Raw genomic sequence first — 15,507 nt, forward strand, 5'->3', positions numbered from 1 at the left:
GATGTCGGCGCAGGAAACCGGAGATTTACCCGGGCGAGACACGGGCCCTCGGCCGCCAGGTGGCTCACGGCGTCTGTCCGGCCTCCCGGTGGGTGACCCGGATCTTGGACTGACCGTGCGGCAGCTCCTCCCAGTCCGTCATGAACCGGGCCGACAGCCCGTGCTTCTCCGCCAGGGTGATGAGCGTCTCGGTGCGGTAGTAGAAGTCCTCCCGCAGCACCTGGTGTTCCACGCCCTCGGTGCGGTCGAAGGTGAAGTCGAACCAGCCGCCCGGCGCCATGACGCGCCCGACATGGGCCAGGCACTCCTCGATGACCGGCAGCGGCGAGTGCGAGAAGACGCTGTGCGCGTGCACCACGTCGAAGTGGGCGTCGGGCAGGAACCGCAGCGTCAGGTCGCGGACCGGGGTGAGGGTGGGGAGGCGGTTCTGGAGCCCCTGGCGCACCAGTGTGTCCTGCGCGGCCGCGAGGATCTCGGGCGAGATGTCGATGCCGTAGTAGTGACCCGGTTCCAGATGGCTGATGAACCGCCAGCCCGCGCGCAGATTGCCGCAGCCGATCTCCAGCATCCGGTGTTCCGGCCGCAGACCGTGGCCGAGGAGATAGTCGAACTGCATCGCGCCCAGCGCCAGCCACCGCTCGTGGGTGCGGCTGCCGACCGCCGCCTCCGGGCTGGTGCGGGTGTCGGACCGCATCACCGCGCGGTAGTAGGAGACGTGGTCCGGGTAGCGGTAGCGCAGCCAGGCGTCCCGGGTGGCACGGACCAGGTGGCGCGGTACGCGGTGCGGATGGCGCAGCGCGTAGGAGACACGGTGACCGAGGGCGGAGCGGTTGGCGGTGAGGTTCTTGGCGGGCATGCGGACTCATTTCGTGCTCGGGGTGCGGACGCGGCGGGCCTATGGGTTCCCGCGTCGCCGATGTCGCTACCAGCCTCTGCGCCGTGGCGGTGGCGGGGATCCCCGGACCGGCCCCGGTCCTGGCGCGGTCCGGGGGATCGACGTATCAACCGATCGGATGATGCGGCGCCCGGTCCGGCCCGTTAGGACTGAGGAGAACCGGAGAGCAGGGGAGGGATCGGGGTGCGGTCGGCGGTCAGGGCGGTCGGAGCGGTCGGGGCGGTCGGACGGCCCGGATGGGCGCCGTGGTCGGCGTGGTCGGCATGGTCCGGACGGTCCGGGACCGACGGGCCGGACGACCCGGACGAGCGGTGGCTGACGGCGGTCCTGCACATCGCGTTCTTCCTGCTGCTGGGCTCCTCGCTGGTGCGCTATCTGCTCCGGGACACCGGCGACGCGCCGAACCTCTGGGTCATCGCGCTCTTCGTGGCCTTCGGCGCGCTCTACCTGCCCGGCCGGTGGCCGGCGCCCGAGGCCGGCCCCGGCGGCCGGCCCTCCGGCCGGTACCTGGTCTGGCTGGCGGCGGTGCTGGCCGCATGGGTCGCGCTGCTGGTCCTCGCGCCGAGCGCGGCCTGGTGTGCCATGCCGCTGTTCTTCACCGGTCTGCACACCCTGCCCACCCGGTTCGCGGTGCCCCTGGCCGCCGTACTCACCGCGCTGGTCGTCGCCTCCAAACTGCGGTTCATGCACGACGGCTTCGACCCCAACGCGCTGATCGCGCCGCCCGCCATCGCCGCCGTGGCCGCCGCCGTCCTCATCCACCTGCGGCGCCAGTCGGCCCGGCAGCGGGTGCTGATCGACGATCTGGTCCGCACCCGCCGCGATCTGGCCGCGACCGAGCGGCGGGCGGGCATCCTGGCCGAGCGCCAGCGGCTGTCCTCGGAGATCCACGACACCCTCGCCCAGGGCCTGTCCAGCCAGCGGATGCTGTTGCAGGCCGCCGACCGCACCTGGGAGACGGACCCGCGGGCGGCCCGGGGCCATATGCGGGACGCGGCTGAGATCGTGTCCCGCAGCCTGGCCGAGGCCCGCCGGTTCGTCCAGGACCTCGCCCCGGCCGACCTCGCCGAGCGCTCCCTGGCCCAGGCGCTCGGTGCGCTCGCCGAGCGGGAGAGCGCCACGGGGCCGGCGGTGGACTTCCGGCTCGACGGCCCGCCCGGCCCGCTGCCCGAGCGGGTGGCGGCCGCGCTGCTGCGCATCGCCCAGGGCGCGCTGGCCAATGTGCGGGAGCACGCCGGGGCGAGCCGGGCCGCGCTCACCCTGACCTGCATGGGCGACCAGATCTGTCTGGACATCGCCGACGACGGCCGTGGTTTCGACACCGACGCCGTTCCGGCCCCCGGAACGGACCGGTCGCGTGGACACGGGCTGCCGGCCATGCGGGCCCGGGTACGGCAGCTGGGCGGCACGCTCACCGTGGAATCCGACCCCGGGGAGGGGACGGTCGTCTCGGCCGCCATCCCCCTGGAACCCCACCCCGCCCCCGTCCCCGACCGCCCCCTGGAGACCACACCATGAGCCGGACCCCCGCGGTTCCCTCCGCCCCCGCCGTACGGCTGCTGCTCTGCGACGACCACGCCGTGGTGCGGGCCGGGCTGCGTGCGCTGCTGGCCAGCACCGAGGGCATCGAGGTGGTCGGCGAGGCGGGCAGCGGCGAGGAGGCCCTCGCCATGGCCGCCCGGCTCCGGCCCGATGTGGTGCTGATGGACCTCCAGCTCGGGGCGGGCATGGACGGGGTGACCGCCACCCGGCGGCTGGTCTCCGGCGAGCCGCCCGCGCCCCGCGTCCTGGTGCTCACCATGTTCGACACCGACGCCGACATCACCCGTGCCATCGAGGCCGGGGCCACCGGCTATCTGCTCAAGGCCGAGCGGCCCGAGGAACTGTTCGCGGCGATCCGGAACGCCGCCTCCGGCCGTACCGCGCTGTCGGCCCCGGTCGCCGACCGGGTGCTGGCCCGGATGCGCAGCCCGCGGCCCGGACTGTCCGAGCGGGAGCGCGACATCCTCCGGCAGCTGGCCCGTGGCCTGGGCAACCGGGACATCGCGCGAGCGCTGTTCATCAGCGAGGCCACGGTCAAGACCCATCTGGGGCGGATCTACGGGAAATTGGGGGTCGAGACCAGGGCCGGGGCGGTGGCGGTGGCCACCGAGCGGCGGCTGCTGCCCTGAGGCGCGTAAACCGTGTGAGGCGCGGGAGGCGCGGGGAGGCGGGTCAGATCACCGGCCGGCCCGGCAGCGGCGGCCGGTCCTGGTCCGGCAGGACGAGCGTACGGGTGGGCAGCGGGATCTCGATGCCCTCGGCCCGGAACCGGCGGTGCAGCTCCTTCATGAACTCGTGCTTGATGAGGTACTGGTCGCTGAACTCCAGGGCCCGCAGAAACACCGAGAAGTCGATGCCGGACTCTCCGAAGGTGTGGAAGCGCACGCTCGCCTCGTGGTCGACGACCCCGCCCTCGACGGCGGCCATCACCTTCCCGGCCACCTCGACGGTCACCCGCTCGACGTGATCCAGATCGCTTCCGTAGCCGACCCTGCCCTGCACCATGACCGACATCTGCTGCTCGGGCTGGTGAAAGTTGGTCATGATGGTGTTGCCGAGCTTGGCGTTCGGGATGATGACGAGGTTGTCCGACAGCTGTCGTACCGCCGTGTTGCGCCAGTTGATGTCGACCACGTACCCCTCCTCCCCGCTGCTGAGCCGGATGTAGTGGCCGGGCTGCACCGTCTTGGAGGCGAGGATGTGCACGCCCGCGAAGAGATTGGCCAGGGTGTCCTGGAGGGCCAGGGCGACCGCCAGACCGCCCACGCCCAGCGCGGTGAGCAGGGGCGCGATCGAGACGCCCAGCGTCTCCAGCAGGATCAGCACACCCATCGCCAGCACGGCGATCCGCGTGATGTTCACGAAGATGGTGGCCGTTCCCGCCACCCCGGAGCGGGACAGCGCCAGCGAGCGCACCAGATCGGCCACCACCCGCGCCGCCGTGACCGTGGTGACCAGGATCAGCACCGCCACCAGCACCTGATCGACGTCGTGTCCGACCGTGGGGGTCAGCGGCAGCGCGGCGGCCGCGGCGGCGACACCGGCGGCCATCGCCGCCCACGGCGCCAGTGAGCGCAGCGTGTCCACGATGATGTCGTCGCCGCTCCACCGGGTGGACCGGGCCCGTTCGCCCAGCCAGCGCAAGCCCAGGCGCAGCAGCACACCCGCCGCCGCGCCGCAGACCAGCGCCGCCCCGACGACGATGACGTCATGCACGGTGAGTGCCCGGTTCATCGGCCACCGCCCGGTATGCCGGAAAGCGGGTCAGAACCGGCCGTGCGGCCCGCCGTCGTCGGTGCGGCCTCCGGTCTGGAATTCCGTCTGGTCACGTTGTTGTCACCTGCTCGTGCCTGGGTTGTACGGGCGGCACCGGGGCACATGTGTACGGCTCCGGCGCAAGGAGCCATCCTGCCGCATGCGGTGACGGCCCCACGACGGGATGCGCCGGCACCGCACGTAACCCGCCAGGGCGGGTGGCGGCGCGTCACCTGGGTTGACGCACATCCGTTTTATGGTGGAATCGGGCCGCATGGACATGCGCCGTAACGACGTGGACCGGGGATGGCCGTTCCTCGTGGCCGCCTACGCCTTCGTGGTCACGATGTGCGGTACGACCCTGCCCACCCCGCTGTACTCCCTCTATCAGCGGCAGTTCGGCTTCTCGTCGCTCATGGTCACGGTGATCTTCGCCGTCTACGCGGTGGGGGTCATCGCCGCGCTGCTGCTGTTCGGCCATGTGTCCGACTTCATCGGGCGCCGGCCCGTCCTGCTGGCCGCGCTGGTGCTGTCGGGCCTGAGCGCGGTGTGCTTCCTCCTCGCCGGCGGGCTGCCCCAGCTGTTCACCGGCCGCGTCCTGTCAGGGCTGTCCGCGGGCCTGGCCACCGGCACCGGCACCGTGACCGTGATCGAGCTGGCACCGCCGCGCCGGCGCCGTGGCGCCACCTTCGTCGCGACCGCCGCCAACCTGGGCGGCCTCGGCGTCGGCCCGCTGCTGGCGGGCGTGCCGGCGCAGTACGCCCCGGCGCCGCTGCGGCTGGTGTTCGTGGTGGACCTGGCGCTGGTGGCGGTGGCCGCCGCCGGGGTGCTCGCCCTCCCGGAGACCGTACGGAGACGGGGGCGCCCGCCGCTGCGGCCACAGCGGATGCGGGTGCCCAAGGAGATGCGCTCGACGTTCGCCGCCGCGGCCATGGCGGGGTTCGCGGGCTTCGCCACGCTGGGCCTGTTCACCTCGGTCTCGCCGACGTTCCTGAGCGAGGTGGAGGGGGAGCGCAACCTCGCGGTCGCCGGTGCCGTGGCGTTCTCCGTGTTCGCCGCCTCGATCGGCGGGCAGGCGCTGGGCCGGCGGCTGGGCCCGGACCGGTCGCTGCCCGGGGGATGCGCGGTGCTGGTGGCCGGTATGGCAACCATCGCCGCCTCGCTGGCCATCGCGTCGCTGGCGCTGCTGGTGCTGGGGGCCGTGGTCGCGGGGACGGGGCAGGGGCTGTCGTTCCACGCGGCCGTACGGGTGGTGACCGAGCACAGCCCGGCCGACCGGCGCGCCGAGGTCACCTCCGCCCTGTTCGTCCTGATGTACCTGGCGCTCTCGATTCCGGTGATCGGCGTGGGGGCGCTGTCGGTCGCGGTCGGACTGCGGTCCGCGGGGCTGATCTTCACCGGCTGTGTGGCCCTGCTGGCCGCGGCCACGCTGCTGCGGCTGCGGCTGCGCCCGGCCGGGGCGCCCGGCCGCTGAGGCGACGCCCGATCCCGTACAACCATCCACGACCCCCGCATGTCTCCCTAGGCAGACGCAAACAGCGCCTACACCCATGAAGAATCATTAAGGGGGACAAATGAATCTTTCTCGCCGTATGGCCGCCACCGCGGTTCTCGCCACCGCCGTCGCGGGCACCGTGGCCCTCACGCCGCAGGCGTCGGCCGCCGCCACGGCCGCGTACAACGGGGTCTGCGGCAGCGGGTACAAGGTGGTGAACTCGGCGCCCATCGGCACCAAGGGCACCGTCTTCCTCACCTACAACTCCGCCAAGGGCAAGAACTGCGTGGTCACCGTCCGGAACACCACGGGCAAGGCGGTTCCGATGTTCGCCTACCTGTATGTGCAGGGCGCCGACGAGTCGGCCGAGGACGGCGGCGCGTACACCTCGTACGCGGGGCCCGTGTACGGCGACGGGCGCGGCAAGTGCGTGGACTGGGCCGGGGGCATCGACAACCAGTCCACCTGGACCTACGGATCGAACTGCGCGGCCCTGAAGGCGCACCGCGTGACCAAGGGCTGGTAGGACGGCGACGGGGGAGCGGCGGCCGCCTCTCGGGGCGGCCGCCGCGGCCGTGTCCGGTGGACTTCGGCGCTCGGTGGCTGACCCTCGGTGAGGTCGGTGGCGTGCGTGGACGACCACCGAGAAGTCGTCGCCGTCGAACACCGTATCCCCGGGACCCCGGTACGGTGGCCGCATGCCCGGTGTCCGCGACTACCCCCATCGCCTCAAACGCCCCCTCCGCGATGTGCAGGCGCTGGTGTCGAGCGAGGGCGGAGTGCGGCCGTACGCCCTCGCCTCCGCCGACGTCGAACCCCTGCCGCACGACGCGGACCCCGCCGCCGTCTTCGTCAACGACGTACCGGACGCCGAACTGCCGCCCCGGTTCGGCGCGGCCTTCGGCGAGGGGGTGCTGGCGAAGCTGGCGGAGTGGTCATGGCGTGGCGTCCCCGCGTACGCGGTGCGGGTGCGGCTGCGCGACGCGCGCTGGTGTGAGGGGGAGTCCACCGAGGCGGGTTTCGCCTGGGCGGGGCGCCGGGCCGCCCTCGAACTGGACCGCTGCTTCCACGCGCGGGTCCGTCCGCGCCCGTACCTCCTCCACTGGCCCCCGCCGCGCACCACCGACCACCGGGCGCCCGAGCACGACGTGCCCCTGGCCCGGCCGGTGGCGGCCCGGGGCACCTTCCGCGACATCCACGTCCGCATGGCGACCGTGGGCGGCTGCGGTGGGTACGCCGTGGCCACCGCCGACTTCGAACCGCCGGCCGCCGGCTCCGGGGTGCTCTTCGAGTTCGTCTCGGCGCTGGACGAGGACCGTCTTCCGTACGAGCTCGCCGACGCCTTCGAGCGCGGTGTCCACGAGACGTTGTGCGCGTTCGGGACGCGCAGGATGCCCACGGTCGCCTTCCGGGTCCGGCTCCGCGACGCGCGGTGGAGCGAGACCGACTCCGGCCCGACGACCTTCGCCCAGGCCGGCCGCAGGGCGGCCACGGAGGCACTGCGCCGCCACGACGTGCTGGAAGCGGGCCGATGACGCCCCGGCACCCGGGGCCGCGGCCGCGCGCCGTCCCGCGCCGGGCCGATAGCGGAATTCACGGAAGCCACCGACCCATCGGTATGTCGATGGTGCAATAGCGGAGCAGGTTTGGGTATCGAGCCCGGCCGTGGCCTCACGCCGTGGCGTCGGGCCGCGCCGTGCCCGTCAAAGGTGGAGGAATGTCATGCACTCAGTCACCGGCTCCCGCGCTTTTGTCCCCGCCCCGGGCCGCCCCGCCCCCCGCCTGTCCGCCGACCGGGTCCGCACGGCGCCCCGGATGCCCGCCGCCCGCCCGCCGGTCCGGTCGCGGGCCGACGCCGAGACCGTGGCGCTGCTGCACCGCACCGCCCGCGTACTCCTGGCGGACGTACCACGGCTGACGGACCGTATCGTCGCGCTGATGAAGGAGCGGGAGCCCGCCTACCGGTCCCCCTCCCTCGATCCGCACGAGGTGTGGCGCGAGGTCCACGACTCGCTCAGCAACAATGTGCGCTCCCTGGTGCACCCCAAGGAGACCCGCGAATCGGCCAGGTCCTGCTCCTGGCGGATCGGCACCGACCGCGCCGCCCAGGGCTTTCCGCTGGACGCGCTGCTGCACGCCTACCGCATCGGCTGCACCGTCGTGTGGGAGCAGCTCCTGGAGACCGCCTCGAAGGAGGACCCGCTCGGCGCCCGGTCGCTGGTCCATGTCGCCGCCGACGTGTGGAACTTCGTCGACGAGCACTGCACCCTCGTCGCCAAGGCGTACCAGGAGGTCGAGCGGCAGCTCGCCTGGCACCGGGAGAACCGCTACCGGATCCTCGTCGCGGCCCTGCTCGACGGCACCGCCCGGGTCGGCGACTTCCCCGAGGCGGAGGAGGTCCTGGGCCTGCCCGAACAGGGACGTTACGCGGTCGTGGCCGTCAAGGACGCCGACGCCGCGTCCCGGGCCCCGCATCCGGCGAAGGTGCGCGGCGGACTCCGCACGGTCTGGCACACGGCCGAGGCCACCGCCCACGCCATCGTGCTGCTCGGCGACGCCGGCACCGAGCAGCTGGTCCGCGACCTGGTGGTGCCGCCCGGCGGACGGGCCGGAGTCAGCCCCGCCGTCACCGGTCTCGCCGCGGTGAACACGGCCCGCCGGCTCGCCGATACGGCGCTGCGCACCCGACCCGCCGCCGGGGAGGCGGCGCTGCTGGACGAGCGCTATCCGGAGGCGCTGGTGGTGTCCGCCCCGGACCTCGGCTCCGCGCTCGCCGACCGGATGCTCGGCCCGGTCCTGGCGCTGGAACCCGCCGACCGGGACCTGCTGCTGACCACCCTGGACGCCTGGCTGGAGGCCGGCGGATCGGCGCGCCGCGCCGGTGAGCTGCTGTTCTGCCACCGCAATACGGTGCTCAACCGGCTGCGCCGCTACGAGCAGCTGACCGGGCGTGCACTGGACCATCCGCGCGAGGTCATGGAGTTGTCGCTGGCGCTGTCCGCGCACCGGCTGCTGGCGTCCTAGGAGCACCCGCCCGGCCTTGAGCGGATGTGGGCGCGCACAACGGTCCCCGGCCGGCCGTGTGCGCCCGGCACACGGTCCGCCGGTTGGGCTGTACGCGACCGTGCCGGCCTGCTGTCGTGGCGGTCCCGTCCCGGCGACAGGGGACGGAACCCGCGCAAGGAGCCGCGACATGTCCGATCACGACCACCCCTGGGGCCCGCCCGTCGGGTCCCGTCCCGCCCGCCGCACCACGGCGCCGCCGCCCCGCCCCACGGCGCCGCCTTCGCCGGTGCGGCGCGCACCGTGGCGGGGGTCCCACCGCCGGTCCACCGCCTCGGGGGAGGGGGAGCGGTGAGCTTCGTCGACCCCAGAACGCTCGCGTTCGTGCTCTTCGCGGGCTTCACGGCTGTCTCGTTCCTGCTCTGCATCCTCGCCGCCACCGGCCATGACGACCCCACCGAGTTCTACCTCGGCACCGGCACGCTCGGCCCGATGCAGAACGGCCTGGCCATCGCGGGCGACTACATCTCCGCCGCCACCGTGCTCAGCACCACCGGCACCATCGCCATGGCCGGGCTCGACGGGGTGCTCATCGCCTCGTCCACCGTGCTCTCCCTCCTGCTGTTCATGCTGGTCCTGGCCGGACCGCTGTGCGGACGGGGGCAGTTCACGCTCGGCGACGTCCTCTCCGAGCGGCTGGGGACACGCCCCGCCCGCACCGGCACCGCCGTCGTGGTGCTGGCGGTCACCATGCCGCTGCTGCTGGTCCAGCTCAACGGCGCCGGGGCCATGATGGCGCTGCTGCTCGGCATCCCCGGAAGCGGCGCGGTCACCGGCTGCATCGTCTTCATCGGCTCGCTCATGGTCTGCTACGCCGCCCTCGGCGGGATGAAGGGCACCGGCTTCATCCAGATCCTCAAGACGGTGCTGCTGTTCGCCGCGTTCGTCCTGCTCGCCTGTCTGGTGCTGCGGCGCTTCTCCTGGAACCCGGCCGCCCTCTTCGACGCCGCGGCCGACGCCGGCGGCCACGGCGGTGGCTTCTGGCGGTCCGGCGGCCAGTACGGCGACTCCCTCAGCGGCCGGCTGGAGATCATCAGCGTCCAGCTCACCCTCGTCCTCGGCGCGGCCTGCATGCCCCACCTCACCATGCGGCTCCATCCGATCCGCGGGGTACGGGCCGCTCGCGCCGCCACCGCCTGGGCGGTGGGCGCGGTCACCACCATCCTCGGGCTGATCGTGATCGCGGGTGCCGGAGCCACCGCGATCGTCGGCGCCCGCGCCCTGCGCGCCTCCGACCCCACCGGCAGCGACGCGCTGCTGCTGCTGACCCTCGCCCTGGACCCGGCCGCCCAGTCGGCCCACCGCAGCCTGCTCTTCTCCGTCGTGGCCTGCGCGGTCGTCGCCACCACCCTGGCCGCGGTCGCCGGACTCACCCTGGCCGCCGCGGCCTCCCTCGCCCATGACGTCCTGGCGGCCGTCTTCAAGGGCGGGCTCCCGGCCAACCGGGAGCTGGCCGCCGCCCGTGCGGCCATCGTGGCGGTCGGCGTCGTGGCCGTCGTCCTCGCCATCGCGACCCAGCACTGGAACCGGCACGTCCTGATCTCCTTCACCTTCGCGGCCGCCGCCTCGGCCCTGCTGCCGGTCGTGCTCTACGGCACCCTGTGGCGCGGCTTCACGGTGCGCGGACTGCGCTGGGCGCTGTACGGGGGGCTGGCTCTCACCGCCCTCGCCATGGCCTTCTCCCCGGCGATCTCCGGCGACCCCCTCGCGGTCTTCCCCGAGCGCGACTTCCACTGGTTCCCGCTGCGCAACCCGGGCCTGATCACCATCCCCGCCGGCTTTCTGCTCGGCCGGCTCGGCTCCCGTACCGGACGGCGGACACGGCACTCCCCGGACCCCGCGCGGGGCGACGCGCCCCACGCGGTGCACACTGGCTGACGCGACGGGAGCCCCCGGGGGCTGTGTGACAGAGCCATGTCAGGCAAGATGACCCGCATGAAAGACCTGCAAGACCTGCTTCCCGCCGAGGCCGTCCGGCTCGACGTCCGGGCGGCCGACTGGCGTGAGGCGATAGCCGTCGCCGGGCGTCTCATGGTGGAGACGGGCGTCACCACCGATGAGTACACCCGCGAGATGGTCGCCAACGTCGAGGAGAACGGGCCGTACATCGTCATCGCGCCGGGGCTGGCCTTCGCCCACTCCCGGCCGTCCCCGGCGGTGCTCGCCACCGGGATGTCCTGGGTCCGGCTCGCCGAGCCCGTGGCATTCGGCCACGAGTCCAACGACCCCGTCACCCTGGTCGTCGCCCTCGCCGCCCAGGACTCCGCCGCGCACACCTCCGCGATGGCCGGCCTGGCCCGGCTCCTGAGCGACCCCGCCACCGCGGCCGCCCTCGCCGCCGCGCCCACCCCGGAGGCGCTGCGCGCCGCCCTCGCCGGGGAGCGGACGCCGGACGGCTCCGAGACGACCGAGCAGCCCGCCGCCCCCGAGCAGCCCGCCGCCACCGGGGCGTCCGCCGTCCCCGAGCCGTCCGCCGCCGGGCCCCGCGCGGCCTCGCTGCACAAGATCCTCACCGTCTGCGGCAACGGCGTGGGCACCAGCCTGTTCCTCAAGAACACCCTGGAGCAGGTGCTGGACCGCTGGGGCTGGTCGCGGTTCGTCACCGTGGAGGCCACCGACACCATCTCCGCGAAGGGCAAGGCATCCGAGGCCGTGGCCCTGTTCACCTCCCGTGAGATCGCCAGGACGCTGGGGGATGTGGGACGGCCGGTGAAGGTCGTCCAGGACTTCACCAGCACCGCCGAGGTGGACGCGGTGCTCCGGGACACGTACGACGTCTGACGACGGGGACGAAGGAATCACCATGGGCCGGCTTGTCACCCCCGCCACGTTTCTCGTCAACGAGATTCTGAGCGAACCCGCGTATCTGATCGGCATCATCACCGCCGTCGGACTCATCGCGATGAAGAAGAGCGCCGGGCAGATCATCGGCGGCGCCATCAAGGCGACACTCGGTTTTCTGCTGATCGGTGCGGGAGCGGGGCTGGTCACCGACTCCCTCGCACCACTGGGCACCATGATCCAGGGCGTCACCGGCGCCCACGGGGTCATCCCCACCAACGAGGCCATCGTCGGCATCGCCCAGGACCAGTTCGGCTCACGGGTCGCCTGGCTGATGATCCTGGGCTTCGTGGTCAGCCTGCTGCTGGCCCGGTTCACCCCGCTGCGCTATGTCTTCCTGACCGGACACCACATGCTCTTCATGGCCACGCTGCTGACCGTGGTGCTGGCAGACGGCGGCCGCTCCACCGTCGCCGTGGTGGCCACCGGCGGTGTGCTGCTGGGCATCATGCTGGTCGCGATGCCCGCCTTCGCGCACCCCTGGACCAAGCGCGTCACCGGCAGTGACACCGTCGCCATCGGCCACTTCGGCACGGCCGGCTACATCGTGGCGGGGGCGGCCGGAAAGGTGGTCGGCAAGCGCAGCCGCTCCACCGAGGAGATGAAGCTCCCCGAGGGGCTGCGCTTCCTGCGCGACTCGATGGTGGCCACCGCCCTGTCGATGCTGCTGATCTACCTGGTCCTGGCGGTCCTCTATCTCGTCAAGGAGGGGCAGCGGACCGCCTTCAAGGCGTTCGCCGCGGGCACCGGCGGGGTGGCCACCGGCACCGGGAACTATCTGATGCAGTCCGTGATGCAGGGACTCCAGTTCGGCATCGCGGTCGCGGTGATCCTCTTCGGTGTCCGGACCATCCTCGGTGAGCTCGTCCCCGCCTTCCAGGGGATCGCGCGGAAGGTCGTCCCCGGCGCCCTGCCCGCGCTGGACGCGCCCATCGTCTTCCCGTACGCGCAGAACGCGGTGCTGATCGGCTTCATCGCCAGCTTCACCGGCGGACTGATCGGCCTGGCCCTGCTCACCTGGGTCTTCAACCCCGCCTTCGGCCTCGCCCTGGTGCTGCCCGGCCTGGTGCCGCACTTCTTCACCGGCGGCGCGGCCGGGGTCTACGGCAACGCGACCGGCGGCCGGCGCGGCGCGGTCGTGGGGGCGTTCCTCAACGGGCTGCTGATCACCTTCCTCCCCGCCCTGCTGCTCCAGGTGCTCGGTGCGTTCGGCGACCAGAACACCACCTTCGGCGACGCCGACTTCGGCTGGTTCGGCGCGCTCATCGGCAACGCCGGCAAGGCCGGTGGCGCGGCCGGCCTCGTCGTCGTCCTGCTGCTCGGCCTCGCGGTCCTCGGGGCCGCGATCTGGGTGCAGAAGCGGGTGGTCGAGACCGGCTGGGACCCGGGCGCGGCGCGCGACGCCCTGATGCCGCGCGAGAGCGCGGCGGCGCCCGCCGGGGCCGAATCCGGCAGCGCCCCGGCCGCCTACGCCAAGATCCCGCCACCCGCGGGCGCCCCCGCGCCCCCGCCCGCCCCCTGATCCACCGCGTCGCCCCCGGCAGCCCCGTCCGGAGACCGGAACCGGGGCCACCGGGCCGGGCGGGAGACCCGGCCGGCCTCGGCGGACCGGGCCGCCCGACATCGGCCGGTCCGGGACCGATGAGTTCGCGGCGCGGGAGCGGTCGGTATGGGTAAACGCTCCCCAGCGCAGGAGGTACCGATGGCCGGCGACGGATTCACCACATGCCTGTGGTTCGACGGCCGGGCCGAGGAGGCGGCACAGCACTATGTGTCGATCTTCAAGAACTCACGGCTCGGACGGATCGCCCGCTACACCGGGGTCGAGCCCGGCGGCCCGGCGGGGTCCGTGATGACCGTCGAGTTCGAGGCGAACGGGCAGAAGTTCGTGGGGCTCAACGGCGGCCCGCAGTTCACCTTCAGCGAGGCCATCTCCTTCCAGGTCCACTGCGCCGACCAGGAGGAGGTGGACTACTACTGGAGCAGGCTCTCCGAGGGCGGCGAGGAGGGGCCCTGTGGCTGGGTGAAGGACAGGTTCGGGGTCTCCTGGCAGGTCGTCCCCGCCGAGTTCATCGACATGGTGAGCGGTCCCGACCCGGAGAAGACCAAGCGGGCCACCGAGGCGATGATGGCGATGGGCAAGCTCGACATCGCCGCGCTGCGGACGGCGTACGAGGGCGGGTAGCCGGCCGGGGCGGGTCCCGTGCGGCAGCCTGTCCGGATGCCGTACGGGCCCGCCCGCCGGTGTGCCGCTACCGGCCGTGGACCAGGTCCCCGGGGTCGGTGTTGGCCCCGCAGAGGACCACGGCCACCTTCTCCGCGGGGCCCGGCCGGTGCGCCCCGGAGGTGATGGCCGCGAGCGCGGTGGCCGCGGCGTGTTCCACCGCGATCCTGCGCTCGTCCCACAGGGCCTGCCGCGCCGCGACGATCGCCTCGTCGGACACCAGGACCGACCGCACCCCGTCCTTGCGGGCCCACTCCAGTGCCGTCGAGGACACCTGGCGCGCCCCCAGCGAGTCCGCCGCGACGGAGTCCACCGGGACGTCGACCACCGCGTCCGCCTCCAGCGCGGCGTTCAGCGCACGGCTGCCGCGCGGCTCCACGGCGACGACCCCGACGCCGCGCTCCAGGGCGGACGCCGCGACACCGGAGAACAGCCCTCCGCCCCCGACCGCCACCACCACCGTGTCCAGGTCCGGCCGGACCGCGAGGATCTCCTCCATGAGGGTGCCCGCCCCGGCCGCGATCAGCGGGTGGTCGTACGCGTGCGACCGCAGGGCACCGGTCTCGGCGGCGTACTTCTCCGAGGCCGCCAGCGCGTCGGCGTACTCGGTGCCCACCTGACGCACATCGGCCCCGAGCCGGCGCAGCCGCTCGACCTTGACGGCGGGCGCGGTCTCGGGCACGAACACGGTGGCGCGCGCGGAGTGCCGTGCCGCCGCCCAGGCACACGCCAGCCCGGCGTTCCCGCCGGAGGCGATCACCACCCCCGCGTCCGGCATGGCGCCCGCCGCGACATGGCTGCTGATGAAGTTGTACGCGCCGCGCGCCTTGAAGGAGCCGGTGTGCTGGAGGTACTCCAGGGCCAGCCAGCCCTCCGCCGCGCCCCATGTGCCCGGGTCCACCGGCGCGAGCGCCACCGGCCGGACCTGCCCCGCGACCCGCTCGGCCGCCTTCTGTACGTCCCGATAAGTCATCACGGATACACGGTAACAACCGCCAGATACACTGTAACAACCACTGGTACGCTGCGTGTGTGAGAAGTAAGCGCACGGAAGCCGATCAACCCTCCCTGGACGCCATCGCCGAGGCGGCCCTGTCGATCGTCGACCAGGAGGGCCCGGAGGCGCTGAGCTTCCGCAGAGTGGCCCAGAGCCTCGGCGTCTCGCACGCCACGGTCTTCCGCCGCTGCGGCGACTTCGACGGTCTGCTCACCGCGTGCGCCGACCATGTGGCCGGGCGGGTGCCGCTGGTGGCGCCGGACACCGACTGGGCGGCGGCCACCGAGGCCCGTTTCACCGGGTTCTACCAGGTGCTCATCGAGCACCCCGGGCTGGTGGCGCTGCGCGCGGGCCGCTCCTGGTTCGGCCCCCATCTGCTCAGCCGGCTGGTCGAGCCGCAGCTGGCGCACAGCGTCGCCGCCGGAATGACACCGAAGGCGGCGATCGAGGTCTACCGGCGGCTGTATCTGCTGACCCTCGGCGCCGTGGCCTTCGTCGACCACCGGGACCAGAAGCGGGCGAGGGCGTCCGCGCGCACCGCGCTGGCCGTGCTGGACCCCGAGGACTTCCCCGTCCTCACCGGGCACCTCGACGCCGTGCTGCCCGCGCTGACCGACCACGAGGTCTACTACGGCGCGTTGCGCCAGCTGATCGACGCCTCCGCGCCGGCCTGCCGGGGACGGTGACCGACGCCG

Annotated in this window: 14 protein-coding genes; 11 read left to right on the top strand and 3 right to left on the bottom strand. The window is 73.2% G+C overall.

Annotated features, from left to right (window positions below):
- Positions 1-64 precede the first annotated feature (64 nt).
- Positions 65-856, bottom strand: a complete 792-nt coding sequence (locus PS467_RS36990) for a class I SAM-dependent methyltransferase (RefSeq protein ID WP_311038907.1) — start codon at positions 854-856, stop codon at positions 65-67.
- 354 nt (positions 857-1,210) lie between these two features.
- Here PS467_RS36990 and PS467_RS36995 point away from each other — a divergent pair, with 354 nt between their 5' ends.
- Both PS467_RS36995 and PS467_RS37000 read left to right on the top strand, forming a co-directional pair.
- Positions 1,211-2,413, top strand: coding sequence for a sensor histidine kinase (locus PS467_RS36995; protein WP_311040072.1), 1,203 nt, complete (start codon positions 1,211-1,213; stop codon positions 2,411-2,413).
- Positions 2,410-3,066 carry a response regulator gene (locus tag PS467_RS37000; protein ID WP_268976031.1) on the top strand — a complete coding sequence of 219 codons (657 nt, stop codon included), beginning with the start codon at positions 2,410-2,412 and terminating at the stop codon, positions 3,064-3,066. The genes PS467_RS36995 and PS467_RS37000 overlap by 4 nt, the downstream gene beginning before the upstream one ends.
- A 43-nt stretch (positions 3,067-3,109) precedes the next feature.
- Here PS467_RS37000 and PS467_RS37005 read toward each other — a convergent pair whose 3' ends face one another.
- On the bottom strand, positions 3,110-4,171 hold the full coding sequence (locus PS467_RS37005) for a mechanosensitive ion channel family protein (protein WP_311038908.1): 1,062 nt from the start codon (positions 4,169-4,171) through the stop codon (positions 3,110-3,112).
- Positions 4,172-4,466: 295 nt separating this feature from the next.
- Between PS467_RS37005 and PS467_RS37010 the strand changes: the two genes are divergently transcribed.
- The 8 genes from PS467_RS37010 (at position 4,467) to PS467_RS37045 (ending at position 13,776) form a co-directional block, all read left to right on the top strand.
- Entirely contained in the window at positions 4,467-5,666 is a 1,200-nt protein-coding gene (locus tag PS467_RS37010; RefSeq protein WP_311038909.1) for an MFS transporter, read from the top strand.
- Positions 5,667-5,784: 118 nt separating this feature from the next.
- Positions 5,785-6,213 carry a spore-associated protein A gene (locus PS467_RS37015; RefSeq protein WP_432280783.1) on the top strand — a complete coding sequence of 143 codons (429 nt, stop codon included), beginning with the start codon at positions 5,785-5,787 and terminating at the stop codon, positions 6,211-6,213.
- 172 nt (positions 6,214-6,385) lie between these two features.
- A complete protein-coding gene (locus tag PS467_RS37020) occupies positions 6,386-7,222 on the top strand; it encodes a hypothetical protein (protein ID WP_311038911.1) in 837 nt (278 codons plus the stop codon).
- A gap of 187 nt (positions 7,223-7,409) precedes the next feature.
- Positions 7,410-8,711: a PucR family transcriptional regulator gene (locus PS467_RS37025; RefSeq protein WP_311038912.1), complete on the top strand. Its 1,302-nt coding sequence runs from the start codon at positions 7,410-7,412 to the stop codon at positions 8,709-8,711.
- A gap of 330 nt (positions 8,712-9,041) precedes the next feature.
- Positions 9,042-10,628, top strand: coding sequence for a sodium/solute symporter (locus PS467_RS37030; protein ID WP_311038913.1), 1,587 nt, complete (start codon positions 9,042-9,044; stop codon positions 10,626-10,628).
- Positions 10,629-10,685: 57 nt separating this feature from the next.
- Positions 10,686-11,531: a PTS sugar transporter subunit IIAB gene (locus PS467_RS37035; protein ID WP_311038914.1), complete on the top strand. Its 846-nt coding sequence runs from the start codon at positions 10,686-10,688 to the stop codon at positions 11,529-11,531.
- A gap of 22 nt (positions 11,532-11,553) precedes the next feature.
- Positions 11,554-13,113, top strand: coding sequence for a PTS ascorbate transporter subunit IIC (gene ulaA, locus PS467_RS37040; RefSeq protein ID WP_311038915.1), 1,560 nt, complete (start codon positions 11,554-11,556; stop codon positions 13,111-13,113).
- Positions 13,114-13,293: 180 nt separating this feature from the next.
- Positions 13,294-13,776, top strand: coding sequence for a VOC family protein (locus tag PS467_RS37045; RefSeq protein WP_311038916.1), 483 nt, complete (start codon positions 13,294-13,296; stop codon positions 13,774-13,776).
- Between the two features lie 67 nt (positions 13,777-13,843).
- On the opposite strand, the gene PS467_RS37050 is transcribed toward PS467_RS37045, so the two are convergent.
- On the bottom strand, positions 13,844-14,788 hold the full coding sequence (locus tag PS467_RS37050) for a serine/threonine dehydratase (protein WP_311040073.1): 945 nt from the start codon (positions 14,786-14,788) through the stop codon (positions 13,844-13,846).
- Between the two features lie 59 nt (positions 14,789-14,847).
- On the opposite strand from PS467_RS37050, the gene PS467_RS37055 reads away from it, so the two are divergent.
- Entirely contained in the window at positions 14,848-15,498 is a 651-nt protein-coding gene (locus tag PS467_RS37055) for a TetR/AcrR family transcriptional regulator (RefSeq protein ID WP_311038917.1), read from the top strand.
- Positions 15,499-15,507: the final 9 nt, after the last annotated feature.

Source organism: Streptomyces luomodiensis, from assembly GCF_031679605.1.
In the GTDB taxonomy this organism is placed as follows: Bacteria; Actinomycetota; Actinomycetes; order Streptomycetales; family Streptomycetaceae; genus Streptomyces; species Streptomyces luomodiensis.